At 52.8% G+C, this 25,899-nt stretch carries 25 protein-coding genes; 22 read left to right on the top strand and 3 right to left on the bottom strand.

The features are described 5' to 3' along the window. Positions 1-251 precede the first annotated feature (251 nt). From ICM05_RS05375 to ICM05_RS05345, 7 genes are all read left to right on the top strand, one after another. Entirely contained in the window at positions 252-542 is a 291-nt protein-coding gene (locus tag ICM05_RS05375) for a hypothetical protein (RefSeq protein WP_188023564.1), read from the top strand. A 102-nt stretch (positions 543-644) separates the two neighbouring features. Further along, the gene (locus ICM05_RS05370) at positions 645-1,229 is read left to right on the top strand and encodes a hypothetical protein (protein WP_188023563.1); all 585 of its coding nucleotides are present in this window, start codon (positions 645-647) and stop codon (positions 1,227-1,229) included. A 61-nt stretch (positions 1,230-1,290) separates the two neighbouring features. Continuing rightward, the gene (locus ICM05_RS05365) at positions 1,291-1,740 is read left to right on the top strand and encodes a hypothetical protein (RefSeq protein WP_188023562.1); all 450 of its coding nucleotides are present in this window, start codon (positions 1,291-1,293) and stop codon (positions 1,738-1,740) included. A gap of 339 nt (positions 1,741-2,079) precedes the next feature. Next, complete coding sequence (locus tag ICM05_RS05360; RefSeq protein ID WP_188023561.1) at positions 2,080-2,520, top strand: hypothetical protein; 441 nt, start codon at positions 2,080-2,082, stop codon at positions 2,518-2,520. A 172-nt stretch (positions 2,521-2,692) separates the two neighbouring features. Next, positions 2,693-3,199: a hypothetical protein gene (locus ICM05_RS05355; RefSeq protein WP_188023560.1), complete on the top strand. Its 507-nt coding sequence runs from the start codon at positions 2,693-2,695 to the stop codon at positions 3,197-3,199. A gap of 244 nt (positions 3,200-3,443) precedes the next feature. After that, positions 3,444-4,064 carry a hypothetical protein gene (locus ICM05_RS05350; RefSeq protein WP_188023559.1) on the top strand — a complete coding sequence of 207 codons (621 nt, stop codon included), beginning with the start codon at positions 3,444-3,446 and terminating at the stop codon, positions 4,062-4,064. Between the two features lie 529 nt (positions 4,065-4,593). Beyond that, the gene (locus ICM05_RS05345; protein ID WP_188023558.1) at positions 4,594-5,361 is read left to right on the top strand and encodes a hypothetical protein; all 768 of its coding nucleotides are present in this window, start codon (positions 4,594-4,596) and stop codon (positions 5,359-5,361) included. A 75-nt stretch (positions 5,362-5,436) separates the two neighbouring features. Here the strand turns inward: ICM05_RS05345 and ICM05_RS05340 are convergent, their stop codons facing one another. After that, the gene (locus tag ICM05_RS05340) at positions 5,437-6,273 is read right to left on the bottom strand and encodes a hypothetical protein (RefSeq protein ID WP_188023557.1); all 837 of its coding nucleotides are present in this window, start codon (positions 6,271-6,273) and stop codon (positions 5,437-5,439) included. Positions 6,274-6,808: 535 nt separating this feature from the next. On the opposite strand from ICM05_RS05340, the gene ICM05_RS05335 reads away from it, so the two are divergent. The 13 genes from ICM05_RS05335 to ICM05_RS05275 all read left to right on the top strand — a co-directional run bounded on the left by ICM05_RS05335 (position 6,809) and on the right by ICM05_RS05275 (position 18,887). Next, the gene (locus ICM05_RS05335) at positions 6,809-7,144 is read left to right on the top strand and encodes a hypothetical protein (RefSeq protein WP_188023556.1); all 336 of its coding nucleotides are present in this window, start codon (positions 6,809-6,811) and stop codon (positions 7,142-7,144) included. Positions 7,145-7,284: 140 nt separating this feature from the next. Further along, complete coding sequence (locus ICM05_RS05330; RefSeq protein WP_188023555.1) at positions 7,285-8,154, top strand: M50 family metallopeptidase; 870 nt, start codon at positions 7,285-7,287, stop codon at positions 8,152-8,154. Positions 8,155-8,307: 153 nt separating this feature from the next. Then, a complete protein-coding gene (locus ICM05_RS05325) occupies positions 8,308-9,696 on the top strand; it encodes a hypothetical protein (RefSeq protein WP_188023554.1) in 1,389 nt (462 codons plus the stop codon). Positions 9,697-9,835: 139 nt separating this feature from the next. Next, on the top strand, positions 9,836-10,579 hold the full coding sequence (locus tag ICM05_RS05320) for a hypothetical protein (RefSeq protein ID WP_188023553.1): 744 nt from the start codon (positions 9,836-9,838) through the stop codon (positions 10,577-10,579). Between the two features lie 82 nt (positions 10,580-10,661). Next, positions 10,662-11,414, top strand: coding sequence for a hypothetical protein (locus tag ICM05_RS05315; protein WP_188023552.1), 753 nt, complete (start codon positions 10,662-10,664; stop codon positions 11,412-11,414). A gap of 186 nt (positions 11,415-11,600) precedes the next feature. Next, the gene (locus ICM05_RS05310) at positions 11,601-11,807 is read left to right on the top strand and encodes a hypothetical protein (protein WP_188023551.1); all 207 of its coding nucleotides are present in this window, start codon (positions 11,601-11,603) and stop codon (positions 11,805-11,807) included. 94 nt (positions 11,808-11,901) lie between these two features. Then, a complete protein-coding gene (locus ICM05_RS05305) occupies positions 11,902-13,416 on the top strand; it encodes a hypothetical protein (protein WP_188023550.1) in 1,515 nt (504 codons plus the stop codon). Between the two features lie 124 nt (positions 13,417-13,540). Beyond that, entirely contained in the window at positions 13,541-13,948 is a 408-nt protein-coding gene (locus tag ICM05_RS05300) for a hypothetical protein (protein WP_188023549.1), read from the top strand. Between the two features lie 266 nt (positions 13,949-14,214). Continuing rightward, a complete protein-coding gene (locus ICM05_RS05295; RefSeq protein ID WP_188023548.1) occupies positions 14,215-15,369 on the top strand; it encodes a hypothetical protein in 1,155 nt (384 codons plus the stop codon). 85 nt (positions 15,370-15,454) lie between these two features. Continuing rightward, positions 15,455-15,898, top strand: coding sequence for a hypothetical protein (locus ICM05_RS05290; protein ID WP_188023547.1), 444 nt, complete (start codon positions 15,455-15,457; stop codon positions 15,896-15,898). A gap of 93 nt (positions 15,899-15,991) precedes the next feature. Continuing rightward, a complete protein-coding gene (locus tag ICM05_RS05285) occupies positions 15,992-17,323 on the top strand; it encodes a hypothetical protein (protein ID WP_188023546.1) in 1,332 nt (443 codons plus the stop codon). Positions 17,324-17,450: 127 nt separating this feature from the next. Continuing rightward, positions 17,451-18,479 (top strand): tyrosine-type recombinase/integrase, encoded by a 1,029-nt coding sequence (locus ICM05_RS05280; RefSeq protein WP_188023545.1) that lies wholly within the window; start codon positions 17,451-17,453, stop codon positions 18,477-18,479. Between the two features lie 45 nt (positions 18,480-18,524). After that, positions 18,525-18,887, top strand: coding sequence for a hypothetical protein (locus tag ICM05_RS05275; protein WP_188023544.1), 363 nt, complete (start codon positions 18,525-18,527; stop codon positions 18,885-18,887). A gap of 208 nt (positions 18,888-19,095) precedes the next feature. On the opposite strand, the gene ICM05_RS05270 is transcribed toward ICM05_RS05275, so the two are convergent. Then, positions 19,096-20,673: a hypothetical protein gene (locus ICM05_RS05270; protein WP_188023543.1), complete on the bottom strand. Its 1,578-nt coding sequence runs from the start codon at positions 20,671-20,673 to the stop codon at positions 19,096-19,098. A 177-nt stretch (positions 20,674-20,850) separates the two neighbouring features. On the opposite strand from ICM05_RS05270, the gene ICM05_RS05265 reads away from it, so the two are divergent. Then, the gene (locus tag ICM05_RS05265; protein ID WP_188023542.1) at positions 20,851-23,628 is read left to right on the top strand and encodes a class I SAM-dependent DNA methyltransferase; all 2,778 of its coding nucleotides are present in this window, start codon (positions 20,851-20,853) and stop codon (positions 23,626-23,628) included. 355 nt (positions 23,629-23,983) lie between these two features. Here ICM05_RS05265 and ICM05_RS05260 read toward each other — a convergent pair whose 3' ends face one another. Further along, entirely contained in the window at positions 23,984-24,625 is a 642-nt protein-coding gene (locus ICM05_RS05260) for a TetR/AcrR family transcriptional regulator (RefSeq protein ID WP_188023541.1), read from the bottom strand. A gap of 112 nt (positions 24,626-24,737) precedes the next feature. Here ICM05_RS05260 and ICM05_RS05255 point away from each other — a divergent pair, with 112 nt between their 5' ends. Then, complete coding sequence (locus ICM05_RS05255; RefSeq protein WP_188023540.1) at positions 24,738-25,802, top strand: ABC transporter permease; 1,065 nt, start codon at positions 24,738-24,740, stop codon at positions 25,800-25,802. The last annotated feature ends 97 nt before the right edge of the window (positions 25,803-25,899 follow it).

Here is a 25,899-nt window from a genome sequence, read left to right as displayed (position 1 = left end):
ACGACCATCCACTCTTCACGCTTCCCTTCGGTTCGCGTTCGAGTTCCTGTCCGCGACAAGTTCCTGTCTGCCTGAAACGTTCCTGCCTGAATCTGTGAGCGGTTTCCTGTCGAGTTCCGCCCTATGTATGGGGGTGTGGAAGCGTCCCAACACAAACCGGTAGAACGCGAGCGTCACCAAATCGCAAATCTCAAAGTGAGCGACCGATAACTAAGAGTGATGAACCCATCTCACAACAGAAAGGAAGAATTATGTTCACACTCACCACTGCTCTACTCACCACTGCTCTACTCACCACCACACCTATCCCGGTCGATACCTCTCCCGCTTGGGGATATGAGTCTGTGTCAGACATCGACACCTCTCACTACGCTTCGGTGTATGCCGCCTTTGGGGGTGAGGTGCTGAGTTATACCTCTTCAGATGCCGAGCTTCCGAGCCTCACCGTGACGAAGGATTTTTACGAGGTGCGTGACCCTTCCGGGGTTACGCAGCGTATTGAGCTTTATGATGACGGCACCCTTTCAACCTTCGCCGGGTAGCCCCGCCAAGAACTGAAACTGAAGCGGCTAAGAACACACAGATTCTTGGCCGCTTCAGTATTCTGAAAGAAATATACGGAAACGTTTGAGGACAGAAACGGGATGAATATGGCTTCGGACTTACACCCACACACGGCCTATGCTCGTGAAGCGTCTTCTCCCGAAGCACTCGACAATGTTCTCCGAAACAGTGGCGTGTGGACTACAAAGCTCAATGAAGACGAATACCCCCCGGCCCTTCTTGAGCTTATTGAAACCGCCCTCAGAAACCCCGTCGTCAGCAGAGAAACTCAACAAGCTCTCGCACAACACGATTTCCCCGCTGTGAGGCTTCGTGTAGCGACATGCTCACGAGATACTGAAACGCTCTACCCGCTCATGAGTGATGAAGACGAAACAGTGCGGGAAGCCGCCCTCGCCTCAGCTCACGCCTCCACCTACATGCTCGAAACGGTGACCCGCTATGGTGAAACCGAAGCCGACCAAGCGACAGCGTTCCTCACCCACCACGCCCTCACAGGTGCGATGCCTTCTTCTCGCCCGCACCTGCCGGAAAACCTCGCCACCCCGGAAACTATGGACCGACTATGGCGACTCGAAAACGGGCTTGGCGAATGCGACCACCCCGAAGACGATTGCTCCCCATGGGTAGACAGGTGCGTTCAAGCGAGAACACTCGAAGGTTGAGTGTCGGTGGTGGATGCCTATAATGAGCAACCCGTTACACGCACAGGGATGGAATCCCATCATGAATACTCTTATTAGCTCGACCAACCTTGAAGACCGCATCGAAGCAGCCGCTCAAGCCACTCTCACGAGCGAACAACAAAACGCTCTCATCGGTGATGAACCTGAAGTGATGATGATGCTCGCCGGGAACGCGGGGCTGACTCGTGAAAACCTCCTGCTCCTCGCTCAAGACCGAAGCGTTGACGTGCGACTGACTGTCGCTGCCCGGCCCGCTTTAGATGCGGACGTTCTTGTCGCTCTCTCCCTTGATGAATCTGAAGCTGTCCGAGCTGCGGCACAGAAAAGGCCGGACTACCACAACGCCCTCATGAGCATGCTCCTCCGCTGCGGGGTAACTCCAAACCTTGAAGCCGCCAACGCCTTGGACTTATTGAACTTTATGCCTGACTTGTGGGCATGGCCCGAAGGGGTCGAAATCGTGGGATGGGTTCAACCAACAGACGCCTAACCCCGAACGCGTGAGCGGTGTAGAGGATTGAACTTCTACACCGCTCACGCGTTAGTGGGCTATAGAGCCGCGATGGAGCTTCTTCGCGGCCCGGTCGTTCTCTTCTCCGCTTCCGTCCCGGCCTCAATTCCGTATAAACGCTAGGGACAAATCCGAGACAAAACCGCATGATTCTGCGGTTCTTGGAAAAAGCGTTTTCTCGAAAGGCCTCAAAAACGCTGTTTTAACGTGAGGATTCTCGAAACCTGTCACTATGAAATAGAAGGGTCAAACCGGCCCCTCAAATCCGAAATCCCGAGCGAAGGGAGTTCATACACACAGAAATAGAAAAGGAAAAAATTGAAAGCATTAACAACTAATAAAGCCGTTCGCGACCTCATCGCCACAGTAAAAAGAGAATACATTGACCCGTTCTCATACTCATACTTTGATACCCTCGACGTTCTTTACAAGCTGCCTCGTGAGGTTGTCTGTGAAGCTGTATTTGTGATGCTGAAGGAAGTTGAGCTTGGCTTGGACTCGGCTGAAAATCCCCCCTACTTCGTCGTTGAATATGCGTTTCACGATTATTACTACTACATCTTGGGTGAGTGGGAAAGCGGAAGCTGTGGCTGTGAGGAGCACGAGGAGGAGGGCGTGGACTGCCGTGGTGATGAAGAGGTTCATGAAGACGCTGTAGAGGCAATTTGGGGTGAGATTGAAGCAAGGAGTGGATATTTCGACTACCTCGATTTGAGTGAGGAAGCGTTCGATTTCATCTTCAATTCCATCGTTCGGTGAAGCCCTTCGCGGGAGAGGCTCCGCTCGACGATTGAGTGAAGCCGTATCTTTGTCCCGAAAACCTCAAAAGAACGTTTTTGTGTCTCGTAGTGAGACACGCCGTTAGATATATAACAGACAACCAATCGAATCGAGAGGAGTCCACCAAAACTAAATACCAAAGGAAAACACAATGACAATAAACGAAATGCTCAGCGATGAAACCATCGACCTCTTCTTCGCATTCCAACTCCTCGAAGAGGTAGGCTACGCTCCGACCTCGGTAGAGGCGTTCTTACGAAGGGGGGACCTTTGCTCTTCAGAAACTTTCTTGCTGAAGATTTCAGACGAAACCTTTCCAAATGAGTCCTTGAAGTATCTTCTCAAGACCGCCGCCCCTTACACACCCGAGAGTAAGGCTATTCGGGAAGCTATCGCGAAGAGAAGTGACCTTTCACCAAATGCCATGTATGACCTCGGCATCCACCCAAACTCTACCCATATGACTCAAGGAATTCAGACCACCACCCAGCTCCTCGCTGAGGGTGTCGAGAATGACAGGTTAATTTCTAATGCTTTGAGCGAGTATCTCGTCGAGAATCTTGACAAATGGCTTCATAGTGAACTCGATGAATGCGGAGGCGAGTGCGAATGTTACGACGCTGTAATTGAATCGTTTTATGCTGAGCCACAAGCGTAGAAGAGGCATAGATTAAACCCCTCACATAATCTAGGCTTCCCCGCCGCCCCACTTGAACAATTGAGTGGGGCGGTTTTGTGTTTTGTCTCACTTGATTTATACGGAAATATGTGGGGACAAATACACCCGAAAACCTAAAAAGTCCTTCTTTGTGCCTCTTTCTGAGACGCCCCGTTAGGTATTAATTAAGCCGCTTTCCGCTCTCAGAAAAGCGGCGGTTAATTACTACCTCGAAGGAGACACAATGAGAAACATCATCACCCCGAACTTCACCCCTCAAGAACTCTCAACGATTGTTGAGTGGGATTCTGAGGAATGCGGAAGTGAAGGCTACACCGGCTACCAAACGGTGGAACCAAGAACGGTCGAGGAGGCTCTCGCTCTTCCTGAATGGAGACTTCACCCTCTTCAAGCTTTGACTGAGGCTCAAGAGATGCTAATCGCCCGCTCACGGAAAACCGACGAAGTGAACCTGCTCACCCTCGCTAAGCGTGAGGACACAAGTATTTTCACGTTCTTCCACCTGCTCACAAACGAGAGAACCCCGCAAGGTGCCCTCACCGTTATAGCTCAAAGGCTTGAAGGCGTCACCGCTAGCCGAGTCATTGTGAGACACTCCAACTGTGGCCTCGCCGCCCTAAAGGTGGTGGCCGAGAGAGAGCTTTCAGACCGGAGAGATAAATCCGTGCTCCACTACATAGCCGAGCACCCTCGCTTCTGCGAACTTCTTGAACTGCTGATTGAGGATGGGCGATTCACTCTTCCTGAGGGGTGGACTCTCACGGAGGAGCAAACGCTTGGCCTCCGTTCCCATATTTCACCGGAAATTGCTTCGGTGCTTGAAGCCTACGGCGAAGCGGCGTGAGGGTAGGAGAATGACTAAACCAATCCATCAACTCGACCTCATAGAACAGCTTGAAATAGCTGAGAGTCCGACCGCTTCCAAAGACGCTCTTCGCTACTTGGGTTACTCAACTTCTTTCATGACAGTCCTTGAAGCGGTCTTGGAGAATCCGAGGTGCCCACGTGAGCTTCTTGAGCGTGTAGCGAGCGACAACTTCCATGAGCTTCATTTTCTCGCGGAGGAAATACTGAAGTCCCGCACCCCCAAATAATGCCGATATTGAAGGGTGGAGACGCTATAGAGCTTCTCCGTCCTTCGGTATAAAGAACCCCCTCTCAAGGTCTGACAGCATCTTGAGAGGGGGTTCTTTTTGTCTCAAGTGATTTATACGGAAATGCGTAGGGACAAAAGTAGAGGCTTTCTCGACCGGGCTGCTCTAAGGCGAAGAGGGTGCCCCGCCCGCTTTCACCCGCCTCACGAGGAAGTGCCGATATTTACGGTTGCCTCTCTCTTTGAGAGGCAATCATCTCTATCGAAAAGGAACCCTCTCATGACTGCCCCAACACCTAATTTCCCGCCTCTGCCGCCAAACTCCGCACCGGGCGAGCCAAGGAAAACTTCAATTAAGAGACTTCTCTTCGCCGTAGCTGTCGTTTTTCTTCTGACCATTTTGGCTCTCTTTTTAGCTTTAAGAACTCTTCCAACCCCGGCACAAGTCACGCCACCACCCGCCGAACCCGCCGTTGTGGAAGAAAAACCTATCGAAGCTCTCATCACCGTCCGCCAAGACTTCACGAACGCTCCTCGGTTCGCGTGCTTGAAGGGAGATGGAATGACTTACCTCACCTCCTCTCCGTCTCTTGAAAGCCTGTATGCTCTGAAAACCTCACACACACAGGTAGCGGGAGGCGGCGAGAGCGTTTCGTGGGGCAACCCTGAGTGTCGCATGGTGATAGTCGAAGGCTCTGAAGCGTTCGCTGACCTCAACTCGACGGTCGAAAACGCGTCGAAGGAATTTCAGGTAGACGGTGTGGACCTTACTTCAGAAGGTGACCACCTAATATCGCTTGAAATAATTTCCGCTTCAGCGAAAGAATTTGCGGGCGTTGCTGCTGTTCACGCCGTCTTCGCACAAGCCCCTCAAGGCACAGGGCCGCATCCTGACCCTATCGCTCTTCCGGAGGTCGAGAATTTGAGTGAGACGCTTCAGCTGCTGAAGGCCGCGAGTGAACTCAACGACGCCGAGCTGCGAGATTTAGTGGTTTCTGAGGCTGTCGTGCTCGATGCCGTGAAGCTACTCTCGACCGTCGAGAAGTAGCTGCCTCATAAAGAAGAACCCCTACACCTTGTAACTTTAGGTGTAGGGGTTCTTCTGTGTTGAGACAAGAGGGCCTCATTTCTCTTGGCGAAGGACCTCCATCTCCTCCTGAATGAGAGCTTCGTAGTGTGCTTCGATGTCTTCAACAGTCGCTTCATTCTTTAACGCTTTCTCGCTTTGGATGAATTCCGCCACCGCTATTTCTTGAGAGATTTTTCCGAGGTGACGCCCGCGTTCGCGGGGGTCCTGCCTCATGATTCTTTTCCGGATGAGGTCGCTGAGGCTGAGCTTGAAGACTCTCGCCTCCGCTTCAGCTCGAAGTAGAGCTTCTCCCCGCATTGAGATATTTGGAGAGTTCTCGACGGAAGCTCTATTACTCACCGGTTTTCTGCCCACTTTTCCGCTACCTTCACCGCTTGTGAGGTTGTATAGCCCCGCGTTTTCGTCTTCAGCTCTGACGTTTCGGTATGAAGGGGGTGAGCTAAACAGCCCCGCCACGAATGCGGTAGCCGTCATGCCTGATGCTTTCGCTTCTGCCTTCAGGTCGCCAAGCTCAAGCTCCGTAAGGGCGAGTCGCTGTGACGGGCGTTTTGTCTGACCGCTGTTCGCTGCTTTCCGCCGCCCGTGTTCTTCTCTCTCCTGAACTGCGTCAGCCTTTTCTTGGAGTTTGTCTGCTGCTCGCTGCTCCCTTTCTGCTTTAACTGCTTCCCGCACTTCTATCAGGTTCTTCAGCTCTTTGAGCCATGATTGTGCTCCCTCAACCGAAGCTTTGGCTTCCTGTTTCTTCTCTTCGAGCCTCTCCTTTTGGCGAGGTGAGAGTGAAGAGTCGTCCATAAGCTGCTGCTCGATTCGTTCAAGCATGGCTACCGCTCTCTCGCTTTTTCTCTCTGCGGGGCCGAGCTTTTCTTTCAAGTGCGGGAGGCATCTTTGTCCACCCTGCTGTTTTGACCGACACATTTGTGTTCCTTTCTGTAGTGACCGCCGAGTGACGGTCACCTTAGTTATCGGCCAATTTGTCCCGACTGTAATTCCGTTGATTTTGTATACGGAATTAAGGGGACGAGAAATGAGAGAGCTTCTCCGTTTTCGTCCCCTCTAATTCCGTCGATACGTTGATTCTGAAGGGGAGGGGTTCAACGCCTGTTCATGAGTCCTCAGGCTGAGGGGTGTTTTTGTAGGGGAGGGGTTAAAAATGCTTCTGTCAGCAAAAATGAGAAAAAATCGCATCTGAGGGCATTAAATCATCTAGGGCACCCAATGGTCCATACGTGCCGCAAAACCCCCTGAGAGTGGCGTTAGGGGGCGTTTGCGGCCTCATTGTGAGACTTTGGAGGCATAAGGTTTAGCAATGGGAGGCAAAACGATGCCTTATGTGAGTGTCGGTGGTCCGGGAGAAACTACACCCACCCCCTACAAAGGACTCTCCTCTTCTGAAAGGAACCCGCTCATGACTGTCACTGCTCTCACCACTGAAAATCTTTCCCTCTCGCTCGCCCAAGCCGCGACCGCAACCGGTTTCTCGGAAGGTCGCTTCCGCTACAACCGAACGCGTCTTGAACAGCTCGGCGTCGAAATTACATCCTCAGGGTGGAGTATCCCGGTGGTGGTCTTGATTCAGCTCGGGTGGCTCTCGGCTGAGAAAGTATCCACGTTGGAACTCTCACCGCTTCAGAAGGCGGAACAGGCTGTTGAAGCGTTGAAGCTCGAAGTAGAGAAATTGAAGGCTCAGCTTCAAGAAGAGCGAACTCAGAAACGTGGAGGTCTTTTCGCCCGTAGGCGTTGACCCTTCAGGTTCGATTGGTGAAGGGATGTGAGAGAAATCTCCGTCCCCTCCATTAATTCTGCTTGGTTCACCCGAAACGAACCGATACCTCTATATGAGGTGTCCATTCAGGCCCCTCAATTCATACTGAAGGACCCCACATGAATCTTGAACTAAGCACCCCTATTACCGTCATCCTTTATGCTCTTTTTGGCATCCTCGCCGTAGCAGCAGTAGTTTTTAACGCTCGACTCAGGCGTCTCCCTGAGGTTGTAGAGACTATCGTCCATGAAGTGAGCCATTCGCTCGCCGCCCTCACCGTGGGTGGAACGCTTCCTTTAAGGATTACTCTTCGTCGTGAGGCTGAAGCCGAAGTCTTTGGTCTCACGACGACGGACTCTCGGATTGCCGCGATTGTGACCGCTTTTGGCGGGTATCTAGGCCCAATTGCTCTCGGCCCGACTCTTATTGTTCTGAGTGTCACCCCTAAAGTGAACACCCCGTTTATTCTTTTTGTTCTTCTTGGTATTTTTGTGGCCCTCTCCACGCTTTTCATATTTTTTCCCGCCGCTCGAATTTTCCTAACTCTCGCTCTGTGGCTCGGGGGTGTTGTTCTTTTAATCGCCCCGCCTGAGCTTATGACAGGTGGAACAGCTCCCGGCCCGGCGGCCGCCGCCCTCATCATTGTCGCTATTTACGCCGTCAGCCTCATTGGGCTTTGGAATCATCTTTTCACCGTGTGGAAAGGTGACTCCCTCCGTTCACTTGGTTTTCTCATTGTGGCGACAGTCGCGGTAGTTGGGTTGTTCTTTTTTCCTTTTCTTGCCGGGCCGGTTGCCTTCTCGCTCGGTATTTTTTTAACCCTTAGCGGCGGGAAAACAATTTTCACTCACCGTCAACATGGTGGGGATTTTTTCGTCTTGAGCGAAAGTCTTGGTGGAACGCCGCTTCGGTGGTTCGTAGTCTTCTGTTTCTCCGTCCCCTTGGCTCTCGCCGTGGTGGCTCGGGTGCTTTTCGTCCTCACGGGTTAAATCACCTTCAGCCCCGCTCTTAAACCACCCCATTACTCACTACTGAGTAATGGGGTGGTTTTGTGTCTGAAATTAAGATGCTCAAATCCCTTCGATTAGCCGATATTTACGGTGAGCCAAACGCTCAGTAAATACCTAGAAAGAAGGAACCCCATGAAATTCATCACTACATCCACCACAGCTCTAACTTTGACGGCTCTGCTTGTCAGCACACCGGTCACAACAGCTTTTGCTTTAGACACGCCACCACCCGCCGAACCCGCCGTCGTGGAAGAGACCACCGTTGAACCCGAGGGTGCGGAAGAGGTTGTTCAAGATGCTGTAGAGTCACCTGAACTGACCGTCACCTTCGCTCAAGAACCGTCAGTAATTGAGGGGCCACGAGGTGCTGAAGTTGTCTTCCCTGAGAGTGAGGGTGTCAGCTACACACTCACGAATTCTCTCTCTTCAGCTCGCCACGGTGAAATCTCATATACCTTTTTTGTGACGGCCACGCCTCTTGACGGCTTCATTTTCGAGAACGGCGAAACCGAAATATTCTTCACGCTTGAAGGTTCATACCCAAGCGAAGCTATGCTGACGCCGATTCCTCGCCCCTCAGCTCCGTCAGTTCATGGGTTCACTCAAGACGATATTGAGTTCCCGCAGGAAGAACTCGACTTCACATGGAAGCTCGTAGAGCACTCCACGGATTATACTCCAACCGGAATGAAATATTCGCTCTTCAGGATTGATGCGGTCGCAGACGAAGGCTATATTTTCGAGACCGGTCAGAAGACCCACACATGGTGGCTCACTTACGAGCCTTCAGAGATTCGCATAGCTCACCCGGACATCCGTTTCGAGAGTGACAGCATCACTCCCGAAGGCTTGCTGACAGCCTCCGCTTACCTTCAGCTTGATGCTTCCAATCCGGGGGTCTCATACGAAGTTATTGGTGAGGGGTGGGAACCAACCGGCGTTCCGGGCGAGTGGAAGTCAACGAAAACCCGTGACTTCCGGCTCGGCGTGAACTTCAACGACTTCGCTGTTTATGTCAAGAGTCCTCAGGGTTCAGTCGTGGTTGGTGACGCGGACCTAATAGTTGACCAAGAAACCGGCTACATAAAAATGCCATTCCTTCTTGAACGCTACTTTGCCGCTGTCTGCCCCGCTGACGAACGAGGCCCTCTGAGGCTTCCAAATGACGGGGTTTCAGACTGCTCGGTGGAAACACCTCCGGTAACGGAAGAACCAACGGTAGAAGAGCCTGAAGATAAGACCCCTCCAACCACGGAAGAACCAACGGTAGAAGAGCCTGACAAGGGAATCACCAAAGTTCCTTCCGGCCCAAGCATTGACGACGACGACTACGGCGTCACAAGGAAGTGGACTTTTGACACGCCAAGCCCTGAAGAACACCCTTCCACCGCCGAGCGTTTAGTTCAGACAGGTAGTGATTCGTATATTTCATTCCTTGCCGCGAGCGGATTGCTGTCACTCTTTGGTGGTGGCTTACTACTAACGAGAATTCTTCGCCGCGAAGAAGGTGCGGGCGAATAAGTCCACTCACCCTAAGTGACCCCTTCCGAGGTATTCCCGGAAGGGGTCACTCAGTTCCCCAAGCTTTTGTGGCTTGAAAATATTTTGAGTCTCACTTCGAGAAAACTGCCGATATTCAAGGGTGAAGGAAACAACACCCATGACTATCACCCCAACGACTGAACAAATTCGCCGTCTCTACGAGCTTTACCCCGCTGAATATCGCCGTTCACTCGCGACTCAATACCGTCATGTTGAGAGAACCTTATGGAACTCCCGGCCCGACTTCCGAAACCAAACCCCTCACCGTGCCGGAAGTATGGGCGACTTTTTCAAGAAGACTCTCCCTCTCTCTGCCGATGATTTGCTCTTTGCTTATCTTGAAGCGAAGGAAGACCACATGCGATTCTGTGCTGAAGGACTCGTTGAGATGGGCCTTGAGTCTGTTGATGGTCGCCACTCACCTCTCGCCACCGCATTCCTCCTCACCGCTGTTTTCCTCTGTGACCGAACCTTTACCGGCTATCAAGACGAAGATGCTATCCGAGCCTTCATTAACGCTTTCATGTGCGGGTATGAGGAAGTGGAGTTTCTTACTTCTGAAGCCGACGCTCGCTATGGAGCTGACCTTTTCGCCCTCTCTTGGGTAGAAGGTTTAGAGAGCTACTTCATTCAAGTGAAACCGGTTTCCTTTTTTAGGGGTGGCCCCTCAAACCCTCAACTTCAAGCTGACCGCCGTCGCCTGTTCTCGAAGGTTAAAGAAACCAAAAAAATGACGGGGTTAGAGGTTTATTGGTGGATTGTTCCACCACACGGCGAAGAGATTCGTCCGTCCACTAAAGAGAAGCCAATGCTCCTCAGCACTGACGATGCTTGGGAACTCATCCCTCTTCATTGTCGTTAAAGACGCTCTGACACGTTCCGCCATGAGATGCCGATATTTACGGGTGAGTCATCTCCGGCTCATCTACCTCGAAGGAAAAACCATGTGTCAAAAAAAACCCGCTCTCCGTTGTTACACTCACGCTCAAGTTGAGCTGAAGAAGGCCGAAGGTGCCTTGAAAACAGCTCAACAGCTTGCCTCTTCATATGAGGAAGGTGAGCTTCCCCCTAAAATCTCTCGTCGGCTAACGACCGCTCATGCGGTCTTAGAGAAGCGAAAGCTTGAAGCCCTTGAAAATGCGATTTCCCGATACCCCTCCTCTAAAGCTCTCTTAAAACAAGCTGAAGAAGAACAGAAAGCGGTTCCGAGCGAAGCTCTTTTACTAGCTACAGAAACTGTTTCTGACGTGGAAGCTCTGAAGGCTCGCTCACCTGAGGGGTTCAAGATTCTTCACAGCCTCGTGAGAGCGAAACAGGCTCTCCCGGCTTACAGAGCCTCCGGGAAACTGCCCGAGTTAAATCAGGCTCGGGTCGAGTTGATGGAGCTTCTTCGTGAACAAGCTTCGGAAGAATACGGCGAGAAGGAAGCAAAAATTCTCGCTATTGCGAAGCGTGAGCTTGTCGCCGGGAAGTCTGCCGCCTCCGACACCAATACTGTAAACAAAACACCCTCTTCACGGAAACATGAGAAACTTCCGCCTCCTAGCATCACGCGTTCTTCGCCCTCTTCCAAGAAGCATGCTGAGAAAGAGTTCTTAGAAGCCCGCCGGAAAACTATCCAAGCCCAAGCTCAGGTATCAGAAGCTCGACCCTCGCCTCCGCCTGTCGTGAGGAAGAAGAAGCTAAGAAAGTTCTAGCTAGCTTCTCTAACCTGTTGGGCCTACGCCGGTAAGAGAGTCACCGGCGTAGGCCCAACATTGTTTCTACGGAAACAGTGAGAGACAAAAACCAAGAAACGACAGAAAATGTTCGCCGCGAAAAAATCATCCGTTAGCTATTAAGTAGAAGCCTCAAATCGAGACTTAAATACCAAAGGAAAAACAATGTTCGCACGAATTATTCTTAACAAAATCACCATCACCGCCACCGCTCTTCTACTCGTCGTGAGTTCCCTTCTTGGGTGGGCCAACGACGGGGGCGTAGAAGATATTCACACCGGTGTCACTACAGCTGTGTCTGAGCAAGAACAGGTGAAGAGCATCCTCGACGCTATTAAATCTCCACCCACTCTGAAGAGCCGCGAGGGTTAAGTCGAGTGGCGTCTCAAATTTGGACGCCACCTTGGAAAACGACCGATATCTAAGGGTGACCGTTAAATCGGCGGTCACTACAGAAAGGTCAATCATGCCATTTATCCCAATCGCTCTCGCCTTAGGCGGGCTATTAATACTCTTCTTGAAGCACGTCGTGAAGGGGATTGTGAAGCTCTTTCGGGTGGCCCCCGTTGTAGCTTCAGCCGTCCTCGGTTTCGCTGTTGTTTTACCCTTCTCACTGAAGCTCATTAACTCAGGCTTCTTTGGGTTCTTGGGCGGAATCACCCTTCTTATAGGTGTGGTTTCACTCCCTATCTTCCTTGGCTTCAAGCTCAAGGAACGCTCGCACAGCGGGGAAGTGAAAGCGATTGTTGCCGCTCTCGCAAATTCCTCTCACTTGAAGGATTTCTATGCTCCTGAGCGTGATTTCACAAACCCTGAAACTAAAGCTGTTGACGAGAGAACCCGCTCCCGTGTCGTGAAGAGCTTCATTGTGGATGCCACGAAAAAAGACACGTCGATTGAGAGTTACTTGATTACGTTCCGCGTTCTCGCTGACCCACAAAAACTACAGAAACTCATGAGTGACATTCAACACGAACTCGGGTGGGCTGAAATTCGGAAAGATTCGTCTTTCTCGGAAGGCGGGCTTCACCGTGTCATCATTACTCCAAGCACCGCTAACAACCCACTCTTCTCCGCCCCATTAGACGCTGCGGAATTCTATAAGAACTACCCCATGGAAGACCGGTCTTGGGCAAATATCGCTGTTGGACTCAACGCTGAAGCTGAGGTGGTCCATATGCCACTGTCACAGAGCCTGTTCGTCGGCACTTCAGGCTCAGGTAAGGGTTCCGCTGTAAACGCGGTCCTGAACCACTACCTGCTCGCTCCTGAGGGTGAGGAATCATTCTTTCTTCAGGGCCTCGTTGAGATTTATGGTGTTGACCCGAAATTCACCGAGTTGGAACGCTACTCAGATGCTCTCTTCCTCACCGAAGTTGAAGAGGAAAATCGCTCATGGCGAGTCGCTGTAGACGGAAATGAAATTGCGGGAACCATCCGTGAAGTCTCACGCCGTATGGAAGACCGTATCTTGAAGCTGAAAGGCCGAAGCTTCACTCCTTCGACCCAAGCTCCCCTCCTGCTACTTGTCATTGATGAAGTGCTAGCGATGCTTCAGGAAGCTGACAAAGAGACGATTCGTTTGCTCCGTAATATCCTTGTCAAGGGCCGAAGCAAAGGTATCTTCGTGTATGCCTATGGACAGGAAGTAACGAAAGAGTCCATGGTTCTTCGTGACAACTTCCTCTCGAAAACTGCTTTGAGGCTTTCTAAACAAGCTGACGCTTCCACGCTCTTCGGTATGGATGCCGCTGAACTCTCAGCGTCAGGTGTCCACCCTGAAGCGATTGAAAATCCAAGCTCAGCGAACAACTATAAAACGGCGGGTCTCGCATATAGCTTTGACGCCAAAACGAACGCCTTCTCGATGATGCGATTCTTCTACACCTCTGACGACCTCATCGAAGAGATTCGGTCGATGTATACACCTAACGCGGCGGATGAAGCTGAATATGTTATCCCTGAGGGCGTGAAGCTTTAAGCCACCCGGCGTTGGAGGGGCTGTTTCTACCGATACTCAAAGTTGAGACGCCCCAAAATCGCCGTTTCGACCAAATTGTCGCCCGTTTGCGTCACTATGGAAATACAAGAAAGAAGGAACCTTTATGAACCTCCCTACGCCGAAGACAATCAGCGTGGCTACGCTAACTGTCTTCACAGCACTAGTGCTCGCGGGTTGTAGCACTGTGTCTTCTCCCGCCGAGAAGACCTCCGACGACCCGGCATCATCATCGTCTGTTGCTCCCACAGAGACTCCTACAGAAGACGTCATTCAGGAACGTTATGAGCTTCCCGAAGGTGTCTCAACTCTCACGATTGGGGGTGTTGAACATACCTGTGCTGAAGACCCCGAAGTGGGTCAAGCGACAAGCATCAACACTGCGATTGTGCCCGCGAACAGCACCGATGCTGTAAAGCTCGACACCGGGGAATGGGTCCTCTTGACGTGCGGTTATCCCGCGTCAGATGACCTTCTTCGGATGCTTGAAGAGGAAGGAATCGACATCAACTAAGAGAAAAACCTCTCGCTCATGTCCACCCGTCAATGCTCAAATACTGTTTCACTTCTACCCCGCTGAAGAGGGTCCTCGCCTTCGCCCTCCTGTCGCTCAGCACGACCGTCTTCGCTTCTTTGTTGTTTATCTCCGCTCCCGCGTTCGCGGTTGAATGTGGACCCGCTCCGTCTTGCTCCGTTTCTTCCACGGCTCCAACAAATTCAACCGTTGAATCCGACGGTTCAGATATCGTAGCGTCGCCGCCGTCAAGTAACGGTGGGGTGGTGGACCCTACAATCGAAACCCAATTTGTTCCCTGTGGCTTCTACGGAAACACTTCAAGCATCAGTTTCCCCACAACGGCGACAAGCTGCGGGAAAGTTCCATGGAAGAACATCTGCCCACCCCTTCCCGACCGTTCCCCTGTCGGTTGGGTTCAGATATATAAAAATGGGTGGAACAGCCTTGGAAACCCCACCATAAAGCTGATTGGGGAGCGATGCGTTTACCCGAGCGACCCGGTAGTCGAGTCGCGAAAATCAGTCGCGAAAATCTATACCGGTGGTCAAGGCGACTTCCGACATTCCCTCTCTACAGTCACCGCTCAAACACTTGGTGAAGGAACCGTCACCTCGACAACAGGGTATGTGTCGCGAGGTGTCAACCTCTCTTCTCCTGAAAAATGGGCGGGGTCATGGACACCAAGCTTTACCGCTCGCACAGGCACAAAACCAAGCGGCGACCCCCTCTACGGCTATTACTCCCTTCAATGGCGACTCGACTACCGGGGCTGTGAAAAATGGGGTTACCCGTCTTGGGTTGAGCACACTCCACGGTGGGACTGCGGACAGTCGGGCTATGACACCATCCTGACTCCATACACCTACGCGTGTGACTCAATACCGCCCCTAAAAGAGGGTTTACGAGCGGGTGCGAAATTCCGTCCGGCTGACTGTGTTTCCTCACTGTGGGAATGCGGAGTCGAAGGGAAAATCAAGGTGGCGGGACAAAGTGGCCCGTTGACGGTCATGCGGAACGGTGACCCTGTAACGGTTGTTTTTCCGGCCCTAAAAATCACCGGTGAAGCTGTCAAAGCTGTCCGTGGCGAGGAAGTGCGAGTCTCGCTCACTGACGGGGCAACGCCCCTGAACCCACAGAACCGTGACCCGAACTCGAAGAATCAGTTTTTTGACGCCTCATGGAAATGGGACAAATGGGAAGCGAAGAAGCCGTCCACTCTTCGTTTCCATTGGGCGAGTGACCCCGGTCACCCTTTCAGTTTCACCGCTAAGAACCGCTTCACCGGCGACTTCCGGGTTCAACAACAGGACACCATTAATAGCTCTCCTGTAACCGTTTGGGCGAGTGACCAAGCTTCCTGCGGCAGTTCACACTCACCTGAAGTTTCAGTGCTCAGGGCGGTGTCGCGTGACGACTAATACAGCCCACATGCTTCGACTTCAGCTGCCGATATTAGAAGGTGACGACCTCACTTCGAGGTCTCTATAAGAAAGGAATACTCCCATGCCCAATCCCACACTCACAAGCGATAATTCGCTCATCACTTCGTCTACACCCCCGAAGGTCATCATCAACATCCGACGCATAAAAACCGAGGTTGAAGCGTTCTTCGCTGAACGCGGTTTCATCCTGAGTGGTGTCCGCACTTGGTATAACAGCGAAACCGCCGTCCGCTCGTCTGAGTCATTCAGGAACTCCGGAAAACCTGTCGCATATCTCCGGTTCGCTGACGCTCTACTGACCGCCCCGTCACAGCCGAATTCTCCTCGCTCAGTGACTTTGGAAGAGATTGCTGAAGCTCTCGCACACGTTCGTGAAACTCTCTCGGACCTTCCGGAAATCACCATTATGGAAGGTTCGCGAACGCTGAAAGTTGTTACTGAGACGTGGTTCAGTGAAAGCGAGATTCGCACCCGCCGCCGTAACAAGGGAATTCCGACTGAATAACTGTCACTTGACCTTATAACGCCCACCACCTCCCTCTGTCCGCTCCTGACCTGATTGGAGAACTCACCCTAAATACCGAAGAAAGCTGTCCATTTGTCCACCCTCAACGCCTCAGAGCACAACGCATCATCCGCATCATCATTGGAGGAAGTGAGCCTCTCCCGTGAAGAGCTACACCAATTCTTCAACCTGAAAGCAGGAACGGTTGGGGGGAGATATTGTGGTTCAGCTCCGGTGATGGGGCAACAGAGCGGAGGTCAAGTGATTAAAAAAATCACGACTCCAAGAGCCTCATTTATTGCCGCGTCGAGAACTCAGAAGTGTTCTCCTACTACTTGCCCAAAAGGTGTCGCTTCCGCTTCAGCTCAAAACTCTGAAGAGTTGAAGCACATGCTGACTCAACACTTTGAGACGGGCGGTGGCCTTCTATTTGGAACTCTTACTCTAAAGAGTGATTTCATCTCTTCGCCGCGTGGGTTCTCAAATTCTGCTATCGCGGTCCGCTCTCTCCCGGAGTATCAAGAGATAAAAAATATGCCACTTGCGTCAAATCAAGAACGGCGGCATCTGATTGCTCAGCTCCAAGAGAAATATACTCACGAGGTAGAAGCTAACACTTGGGAGGATTGGACCCTCTCCACACAGCTGAAAGCCGTTCGCGAAGCCTTGATGCGAACATTCGTGGGAAATGTATGGGTTCGTGAAGCCTCAAAGCTTGGTGTTCTTGGTCGTGTCTCAAGTCTTGAGGTGACGCTTTACCCCCACCCAAAACTTGGTTGGAAGAAAATAAGAGCTAACCTTCATGCTCATTTCCTTCTCTTCACTGAAGAAGTAATACCTGACGCTGACCCGCGAGTGACAGCCTTAAAGGACTCCCTTCATGGCCGGTGGAGTAGGGTGTTGGCGAAGCATGGGTTCACTTCGCGGCTCAAGCACCAACAGCTTGTCTCCGTAGTTCCTTCCGAAAACGCAGCCACCCGCCTCAGCTCTTACCTCCCCAAAGGAAGCTTGTCTGAGAAAACAAATGACGGGTCCGAGAGAACTCAGGGTAGAAGCCTCTTCGCCCCACTTATTGACGCCGCAAAAGCTCATGCTCAAGGGCTTCCGGTTCCGGTTGGGGCTGTTTCCCTGTGGAAAAACCTCGAAGCTCTCTTCTCGGGTATCCATCTCTACCGCGTAACGCCGAGCCTTCTACAGCGATACCGCGTGAAGGAATTTCGGGCTTCTAAGAAAGCGAGTAGGCGAGCTGTTTCCGTAGAGCCATTAGCGGTGGTTGACCCTAAGGAATGGCTTGAAGTGAAGAAGACGACGCCCGAGCTGATGTTTCTTCTTCAGGAAGCCGCGACGAGTTCAAGCCCCGCCGTTCACCTGAGCGAACTGTTTTCAAGCTTGAACGTTCAACACCTCCCCCTGAACACATGCTGACCCGCAACGCTCTTCCGTGAGCTGAGCGACGGCACAAACTTAAAGAACTGTCCTTCTTTAAGTTTCATTCTTTAAGTTTTGTCGGTGGTCCAAGGGAAGATGAAATCATCATCGAAAGGGGTCCACCGTGAACACTGAAGTCGCACCCATCAACAACTTGTCAGAAGTTCTTCGCACTCTTGATGCGAGCGTCGCTCCTTCTACTCAGCTCGCTTATACCCAAGCCTTAACAACCCTTCAGTCTCGGTTCAGTGAAAAAGGGTGGGCACTCTACCCTGAAGGCGAAGAGGGTCAGCTTGATGCTTCACTCTTCACACAACAGCTGTTGAGCTACCTTCAAGAACGAAAGGATGAGAGGGTCACTCTCTCAACGATCAACAAGACTGTCTCGGCACTAAAATTCGATGCTTCTCGCCGCTCGCCGCTTGCTCTCGGGCTTCTTAACGGTGAGCTTGTCTCTCAGTTCTTGGCGGGCCTTACTCGTCGTCACGCACGTGAAGAGACCCCGCATAAAGCTCACGCCTTCACGGTTGAACAGCTCCATCAGGTTCACGCTCACTTGAGAGACGACTCGCGTCCACGGGCTGTTCGCGACCGAGCACTCATTGCCGTTGGCATTGCCGCCGCATTACGAGCCAGTTCCATCAGTGAGCTGAAGCTTAAGGACGTAAATCGAACCCGCACTTATGACGGTTTGCTTCTCCGGGTCCGTTTCTCAAAAACCGACCAAACGGCGAACGGGGTTGATATTCCGGTAAAAGCCGCACCTTCTTCTCGAATCTGCCCCGTGAAGGCTCTTGACGCGTGGTTGAGCGTTCTTGAAGCTCAAGGCATCACTCGTGAGGCGAACCCTGAGTTCCCGCTCTTCCCGGTCATGAGGGGCGAACAGGTCAAGCACACCGAGATGAAACACCCTGCCGTATCCATCACCAAGCTACTGAGAGACACCCTTGTCTCCGCACAAATTGTTTCACGCACCGGCTCGGAAGCCTTCTCTTCGCACTCGCTTCGGTCAACCTTTATTACGCTCAGCTCACAAAAGAGCATTCCCGCCGAACGTATTGCTCGCGTTTCTCAGCACCAATCATTGAGCATCCTCAGGGGTTACGACCGGACCGAAATTGAAGCGTTTGGTCAGGCTGAATATTTGGCTTGACGGTTGCCTTGACGTGGATTGTCTGAAACCCGGACGATTATCCGTATGACCGAATTGAATGAACTCATCGCGGCCGCTCGCACGGACAGCCTCTCCGGGGGTCTTATTGACGCGTTCCTGTGTGAAAAGGCACAAGACTTCATCGACACACGGATGGATGACCTGTATATGGCATTCTTCGAGGCTGAAGAAGAACCGCCTTCCCACGGCGGGGCTGTGTGTGAAAGGTGTTCCGACGAGGTAAGCGAGCTATCCGAGGGTATTAAAGAGCTTCTTGATCAGAGCGAGGCGGAATACACCGACAATGACGTCTTGATCATCACCGATTTTTGGGCTGCGAAAGTAGCCGAGCCATGTCCCGGAAGGTTCAGTTCTTCAACAGAAAAAGAACACGGATCTCAGGCGTGAACACATGCCCCGTGTGTGGGTAAGTATCAGGTAAGAGCTATTCGTGCGACAGAGGAATTGTCGTCAGTCTGAAGAAAAACATCTGACAATCTCAGCCTCAAGAACTACGGACAGCCAAAGGGCCGGTCACCTCAAACAACTGAAGGTGACCGGCCCTAGACTGTGAACCGCTGAACCGTCGTGAAAACGTGGCTCGTGAGTTCCCGTGTCAGAACTCGTAAGCGACAAGTCCATCCATGGTGGAAACTACTCGAACCTGCTTATCCCAAACATCCCAATCTTCAGAAGCATCAAAGGGACGTGGCGAACCTGTGACAGCGACCGCTTTCGAGAATCCACTAACGGGGATATCGTTGCTTTCTACACCACATCCCACTGTGCTTTTGTTACCCGTCCAAGTAATCTTTCCTTCCGCGGGAATTGAGCGTTCGTAAGCTTTATAGTCCGGCCCCGAGACTTCACAGCGGAACACTTGTTCGGCGGTCGGTGCTGAAAGGGTGCCGTCCTCCAGATCGATGAGCTTATGATCATTACCGACAGCGATGACCTGTATGGAGCTTCCGCGAGGGACTTCCCACCCTTCGTTGTCAAGAAGGGTCAGCTTTTCAACCTCCGTTTCCCAGATTTTCTTTCCGGTCATAGGCTCGAATCGCCATACGGCTTGGGTGGAAGGAAGGTAATCCCAACGACCCTGCTTCTCCTGAATAGTGGATTCGCCGCTACACATGACAGCGACGCCGTTTAAGCAGGGAGTTCCTTCGGCTTCCCAGAGAGTCTCACCTGTCTTAGTGTCAAGAGCAAGCGTCGAGAAGTGTCCGACGCTGTCCTTCATCGGAGCTACGTCAATCATGCGGCTAGCAATGGTGAGCACATCGGATTCCCCTTGGCCGACTACTTCTGTTCCATCCTTATTGAAAAAGCTTGTCACAATGTTGAGATCTTCATACCCGACACGGCTGTCTGATCGCCGCAGATCGGAAACCCCGAGATCTGATATTGGCCTGCTCCACTTGATCTCGTTGTCCCGGAAGAGACCAAAAGTTGGGACGCCCTCCTTCGTCTCGCCGATGAACGTTCCGTCGTCATCAACGCGGTCAATAAAGGCATAGCCCGGGAACACCGACACAGCTTCGTCTACAGACACCTCTCCCCGTGAGGAGACGCTGAGCGTCGAGACAACATCACCGTTCCTTGCCGGAACGCAAGCCTTCTTCTCGTCGAGGCAAACTGTCGCCCAGGTCCCTACCCAATACTCCGGTTCGGTCGTGGCTGCGACTTCGCCGGAGGCGATGTTAATTATCTGTAATGGGTGCGACCGGTCGAAACGGCCAGAATCGTCAGCAGGACCGTCGACGGGATCAAGTATGTTCAGAACAAAAGATTCTCCATTGTCCACGAGCGTCCGAATCTTGAGCGGATAGCTATTAGTTTGTGACCCGGTGTTCGCCGGGTAAGCCCATAGCTCGCTTCCATCTTTCAGGTCGAAGCCGCCAAGCATGAGTGCTTCGTCCTTAATGAAGTAGGTCACTGCCACGTTGGCGTTTTGGGAAATTGCGACCTGAGGCGTGGCATGTTGAATTTCCGCTCTCCAGACAGGCTCAGGTGCTTCTGTGCTGAGTGCCCCCTCGACTTGGTCTCCCTGAATGGCTTCAAGTGCTCCCTCAACGGCACCGCATCCACTCAACGTCAATGCCGCTGTAAGGGAAATTCCTCCGAGGGTGAGCAAAAGGCCTTTTCTTGTCTTCATGATGTCCTTTGTCTGAGAGATACCACCATTAGATGACAAATGTATCCCAAATGGACTTCTCTAGGGGATCGCATAGAAAGCACCTTTTGGTAACGAATCGCTGCCTCGGTAGAGAGGATATTTCGTTCCTGTGGGGGTAAACAACGGGTGCGTAGCCGAATAGTCGTAACTGATCTCTTGGGTGCTTCGCCTGAATTTGCTCGATATGCTCGGGCTATGGGTTTGGATATAGCCGAGCAGAGGCTCGCAGCGAAGCATTTCTCTGACAAATGGGCAGCCATTACCCAAGAGAAACAACAAGCACAGTCTTTTTGGTCTGACTTTTTCCATAAGGTAGTTGGAGTCAGTGATCTTATGAACGCAGGCATCGAATTTGAGCATGCCGTGAAGAATCATGCGACTCAATCGGTCCAGTTCATTGACGTGTTATGGGGTGGTGTTGCCCTCATCGAGCACAAGTCAGCAGGTAAAAGCTTAGACGCGGCCGAAAAGCAAGCACGTGGCTACATGATGCTTCTCGACGCCAAACTAAGAAGCCCTTACGTTATCGTTTCAGACTTCGCTCGAATCCGAATCGTCAACATTCTCCTCGATGAAACAGTTGAGTTCCCCATCGGTGACTTGACGAAAAACTTGGATCGCGTCAATGCCGTGTTCCGTGACTACTCGCACCGTGCCGCGATTAACGAAACTCAAGCTGACAAGCACGCAGTCCAGAAAATGGCGAACTTATACGCGGCATTTGAGAAAGAAGGACACGAAGGTCACCAGCTTTCGGTATTCCTCGTTCGCATCCTCTTCCTCTTATTCGGCGATGATACCCAAATGTGGCACAAACCGAGAGCTTTTGAGGAAATTGTCGAAGACAGCAGAGAAGACGGCTCAGACCTCGGACCTTGGCTACAGGAACTATTCGAGACGCTCGACAGCGAAACCTCACAGCGGCCACCTTCTCTCCCTCAGCGAATATCGCTATTCCCATGGGTTAACGGCGGGCTTTTCCATGAGCGACTCAAAACCTTCTACTTCAACCGAGAAATGCGTGAAGCTCTCCTCGACGCGTGCCGATACGATTGGTCAACCATCTCACCCGCTATTTTCGGGGCGATGTTCCAAACCGTCAAGAGCAAAGAAGATCGTCACGCACTTGGCGAACACTACACTTCAGAAGCAAACATTCTGAAGGTTATTCGCCCACTCTTCCTTGACGACTACACATCACGCATGCGGAAAGCATGGGACGACCCGAAGAAACTCGAAGCACTCCGAACAGAACTCGGCCAGAAGAACTATCTTGACCCAGCATGTGGCTCAGGCAACTTCCTCATTGTTACCTATAAGAGACTCCGCGAACTTGAGTTGAAAATGGTGGCACGAATTCAGGAAATTCGTGGCGGTCAAGGAAACGTCGGACTCGCGGGAACGGCAGAGTATGGCGTTCGCGTCAAACTCACACAGTTTCACGGAATCGAATACGAAGAGTGGTCCTCGCAAATCGCAACAGTCGCGATGTTCCTCGCAGACCGTCAAGCAAACCTCGCCCTCGCAGAGGTAATAGGCGAACCAATCAACCGTTTTCCACTTAAAGAGAGTGCCAATATTGTTTGTGGCAACAGCCTACGAACGGCATGGGACGAAGTATGCCCAATTGATGACAACACCATCATCATGGGAAACCCCCCATTTGTGGCAGCAACAGACTTAAACGCTGAACAGAGTGTCGACCAGAAGCTCGTGTGGGGCAACGTAAAAGGCCTTGGAAATCTCGACTATGTGGCATCTTGGTTCTATCTCGCCGGAAAATACATCCGCAACATAAAGGCACGAGCTGCCTTTGTGTCGACGAACTCAATCACCCAAGGCCAACAGCCACCCATTCTTTGGGGCGAGCTCTACAAAATGGGCCTCGGAATTGACTTCGCCCACCGGTCGTTCGCATGGTGGAACGAAGGCGGCAAGGTCGCATCAGTTCACGCAGTCATCATCGGATTCTCATCACTCCCAAAATCCGCATCACGACAGCTATGGACATACGAAACACCAAAATCTGAGCCAGAACTTGAAACCGTAAAAAATATCAACGCGTATCTACTCAACGCAGAGAACGTGCTCATTAGTGTGCGAAGGAAACCGTTGAACCCTCAGATTCAAGAAATGGATTACGGGAGTAAACCCACCGACGGCAAGCATCTCTCAAACATTTCCATCACAGATGCTGAAAGCATTCGCGAAAGTGATTTCATCGCCGCGAAATACCTCCGCAGAATAATCGGGGCGAAGGAACTGATAGAAGGAACAGAACGATATTGCTTGTGGCTTGTGGAGGCGAGCCCTTCTGACTTAAAGAACTCAACGGTCTTGCGGGAACGCATCACAGCGGTGCGGGAGATGCGTCTAGACTCATCCAAAGCAAAAACGGTTGAAGATGCCAAACGGGCCTCCGAGTTTCAAGAAATTCGACAGCCTGAAAGTGACTACATAGCGGTCCCGCTCCACACTTCAGAGAACCGTGACTATATTCCGATGGGTCTAATGCCCGCTGAAGTCATCATCAATAACGCACTCTCCGTCATACCTGACGGTTCGATGCTTACCTTCGGTTGGCTGATGTCCCGGCCATTCAACGTGTGGACGCATGCCGTCTCGGGACGGATTAAGTCAGACCCGAGAATCTCGAACACGATTACTTACAATAACTTCCCATTCCCCCAGGCTGACGACGCGGCGAAAGAGGAAATCGCCGCTAGTGCTGAGGCTGTCATTGAGGCTCGTGCGGAGTTCCCAGAAGCTTCGCTCGGTGACCTGTATGACAGGCTCTCGATGCCGACGAAGCTCCGTAAAGCACATGCCCGTCTTGATAAAGCAACTCTGAATGCTCTCGGTCTCCGAGCCAATGCCACTGATGAACGGGTGCTTGAAGAGCTGTTCCACCAATATTCCCAACTAACGGGCGGATTCTTGGCTGAACTTGAGCCGCGTAAACGACGGCGATAAGACGGTCGAGGAGAGCGGTAGACGAAAGTTCCTAACTATACTTCCAACTATACTTTTACGCTTTGCCTGAGGCATTGAAACTATTTTTCGATGTGAATAAAGGGAAGTATGGGGCTTCGGTCGAAAACCGATACCCTCCGCCAGTGAAAGCCCCCGACTCGTAGTCTGACTACTTGAGTCGGGGGCTTTCGCTTTGCCTTCCCTCGGGCTTTCGCGCGTCAACTCCGCGAAACTGGCCCTTTCTCTCGAGGTGGCCCCTTTCTGTGCGAAGAAACTGGTGTTTTCGACAGAACAGGCCCATCTCGCGGGGTTCACTCGACACATCGCGGCGCCCGACCAGCCCGCCTCCGCGTGGTTACGGTAAGTACGCCTCAATGACAGGAACCAGCTGCGCGAGGAGTTCTTCGCGGGAGAGGTCGGCGAGCGGCGAGATCTGCATGATGTAGCGGCTGATGCCGATTCCCAGCAGGTGTGCGCCGAGCAGCTGGGTGCGCACGGAAACGAGTGCGGGGTCTTGTTCGAGCTGGGCGAGTGCGGCTGGCCCACGCTGCTCTGCCATGAGCTGAAGCCCCGACTTGAGTGTCTCTGAGATGAGTGCCTGCAGTCGGGCGCGGTTGTCTTCTGATTCGAAGGCCGCCCGGAACAGTGCACGCACGGTGAGCGCTGTTGCGGGGTTTTCCCACATGTCGAGGTAGATCTCGAGGAGCTGTTGTGCTGGCTCATCGCCCGGCGTGAAGCTGATCACTCGCTGCAGGTTTTGCTCACTCTGGCGCAGTACGGCCTCGTCAAAGAGGCCCTGTTTGTTTCCGAAAAAGTGGCTGACGAGTGCGACATCTACGCCCGCTTTTGCAGTGATCGCGCGCAGCGTTGAGCCCTCGAAGCCGTTCTCGGCAAAGGTCTCGACTGCTGCTTTGAGGAGCGCTTCGCGGGTCGATGCGTTTCCGGTGCGGCGGCCGCTGGGGCGCTTCGCTGGCTGCTCGGGCGAGGTCTCGGTCATGACCTCAGTCTATCGCCGGTCAAAACGAATTCAACGTATGTTGAATTCAACGGCTGTTGAGTTTATAGTGAAACAGTTCACAAAACTCGCACAACAGTTGAGGAATCAGAAAATGGCTGAAGCCAACCTCGAAGCGCCTGGCGTAAACCCGGTGCAGAATCCCGAAGCGGCGCAAACATCTACTACGCCCAAGGCGGCTGCTCCCAATCGCAGCAAGCCTGCGCGACCCGAATGGTTAAAGGCCCTCATGCCGGGTCTCCTTGTTGCCGTCGTCTGCGGACTCTTTGCTTCCGCGTTCCTCTGGCCCATGAGCCAGATGGCCCCGAAAGATATTTCGCTCGCGATCGCAGGCCCCGAAGCTCAGGTCGCGCAGATCGAGCAGGCGCTCACGGCGCAGCAGGAAGATCTCTTCCTCTTCACCGAACTCGACGACCGCGCGGCGGTGGAACAGGCGATCGCTGAGCGCGAGGTGCTCGGTGGCATCGCGATCGGCGCTGACGGCGTGGAGTTTATGACCGCGTCAGCAGGCAACGCCCAGGTGACGCAGATGCTTGGCCAGGTCGCAGCCGGCATGAAGGAGAACGGTCCGCTCCCCGTCACGGTCACCGATGTGGTCGGTGGCGGAAACGCCTTCGCCGGTAACCTCTCCATGCTCCCCGCGCTCATCGGCGGCATGATGGGCGGCATGCTCTCGATCTTCATGGTTCGGCGCCCCGCGCACCGCATCATCACGATCTCGGTTGGTGCGATCGGCGTTGGCCTCGTGGGCGCAGCCGTGCTCGGCCCGTGGTTCGATCTGCTTCCCGGCAGCTACTGGCTGAACGCCCTCGCGCTCGGGGGTGCGGCGCTCGCCATCTCCGGCGCAATTTCCGGATTCGGATCCCTCCTGGGCAAAGCCGGAGCCGGCCTCGGCGTCATCTTGGTGATGCTGATTGGCACGCCTTGGGGCGGCGTCATGGTTCCCTCTGAGTTCCTTCCCGGCACGATGGCCACTATCGGCTCGCACATGCCCACTGGCACGCTAGTGAACCTCATCAAGTCGATCAACTACTTCCCCGAGGCGGCTACGTCCGGGCAGTGGTGGACCTTGGCGATCTGGGCTGTCGCGGGCATGCTGCTCATTCTGATTGGTACGCTGATTCACGCCCGCAAGGCAGCGCGGAAGATCGCGGCCTAGTCCACAGCGCACAGTGGTGGGGGGGGGGGGGGGGGGGGGCGCGCCCCCCCCCCACGGCCGGGAATAAAAGTATACCCAACCGCGAAACCGGGCGGGG

Origin of the sequence: Leucobacter sp. cx-42 (genome assembly GCF_014529985.1) — a bacterium.
Taxonomy (GTDB): Bacteria; Actinomycetota; Actinomycetes; order Actinomycetales; family Microbacteriaceae; genus Leucobacter.
The sequence above is the reverse complement of the archived record's forward strand: the minus strand, read 5'-3'. Positions and strand labels throughout refer to the sequence as shown.

Coding starts and splice junctions, on each gene's coding strand:
- ICM05_RS05370 (WP_188023563.1), top strand. CDS start 645: ATGAATATGGCTTCGGACTTACACCCACACACGGCCTATGCTCGTGAA.
- ICM05_RS05310 (WP_188023551.1), top strand. CDS start 11,601: ATGTTCGCACGAATTATTCTTAACAAAATCACCATCACCGCCACCGCT.
- ICM05_RS05290 (WP_188023547.1), top strand. CDS start 15,455: ATGCCCAATCCCACACTCACAAGCGATAATTCGCTCATCACTTCGTCT.
- ICM05_RS05315 (WP_188023552.1), top strand. CDS start 10,662: ATGTGTCAAAAAAAACCCGCTCTCCGTTGTTACACTCACGCTCAAGTT.
- ICM05_RS05330 (WP_188023555.1), top strand. CDS start 7,285: ATGAATCTTGAACTAAGCACCCCTATTACCGTCATCCTTTATGCTCTT.
- ICM05_RS05320 (WP_188023553.1), top strand. CDS start 9,836: ATGACTATCACCCCAACGACTGAACAAATTCGCCGTCTCTACGAGCTT.
- ICM05_RS05375 (WP_188023564.1), top strand. CDS start 252: ATGTTCACACTCACCACTGCTCTACTCACCACTGCTCTACTCACCACC.
- ICM05_RS05300 (WP_188023549.1), top strand. CDS start 13,541: ATGAACCTCCCTACGCCGAAGACAATCAGCGTGGCTACGCTAACTGTC.
- ICM05_RS05355 (WP_188023560.1), top strand. CDS start 2,693: ATGACAATAAACGAAATGCTCAGCGATGAAACCATCGACCTCTTCTTC.
- ICM05_RS05275 (WP_188023544.1), top strand. CDS start 18,525: ATGACCGAATTGAATGAACTCATCGCGGCCGCTCGCACGGACAGCCTC.
- ICM05_RS05255 (WP_188023540.1), top strand. CDS start 24,738: ATGGCTGAAGCCAACCTCGAAGCGCCTGGCGTAAACCCGGTGCAGAAT.
- ICM05_RS05325 (WP_188023554.1), top strand. CDS start 8,308: ATGAAATTCATCACTACATCCACCACAGCTCTAACTTTGACGGCTCTG.
- ICM05_RS05365 (WP_188023562.1), top strand. CDS start 1,291: ATGAATACTCTTATTAGCTCGACCAACCTTGAAGACCGCATCGAAGCA.
- ICM05_RS05345 (WP_188023558.1), top strand. CDS start 4,594: ATGACTGCCCCAACACCTAATTTCCCGCCTCTGCCGCCAAACTCCGCA.
- ICM05_RS05305 (WP_188023550.1), top strand. CDS start 11,902: ATGCCATTTATCCCAATCGCTCTCGCCTTAGGCGGGCTATTAATACTC.
- ICM05_RS05335 (WP_188023556.1), top strand. CDS start 6,809: ATGACTGTCACTGCTCTCACCACTGAAAATCTTTCCCTCTCGCTCGCC.
- ICM05_RS05265 (WP_188023542.1), top strand. CDS start 20,851: ATGGGTTTGGATATAGCCGAGCAGAGGCTCGCAGCGAAGCATTTCTCT.
- ICM05_RS05350 (WP_188023559.1), top strand. CDS start 3,444: ATGAGAAACATCATCACCCCGAACTTCACCCCTCAAGAACTCTCAACG.
- ICM05_RS05260 (WP_188023541.1), bottom strand. CDS start 24,625: ATGACCGAGACCTCGCCCGAGCAGCCAGCGAAGCGCCCCAGCGGCCGC.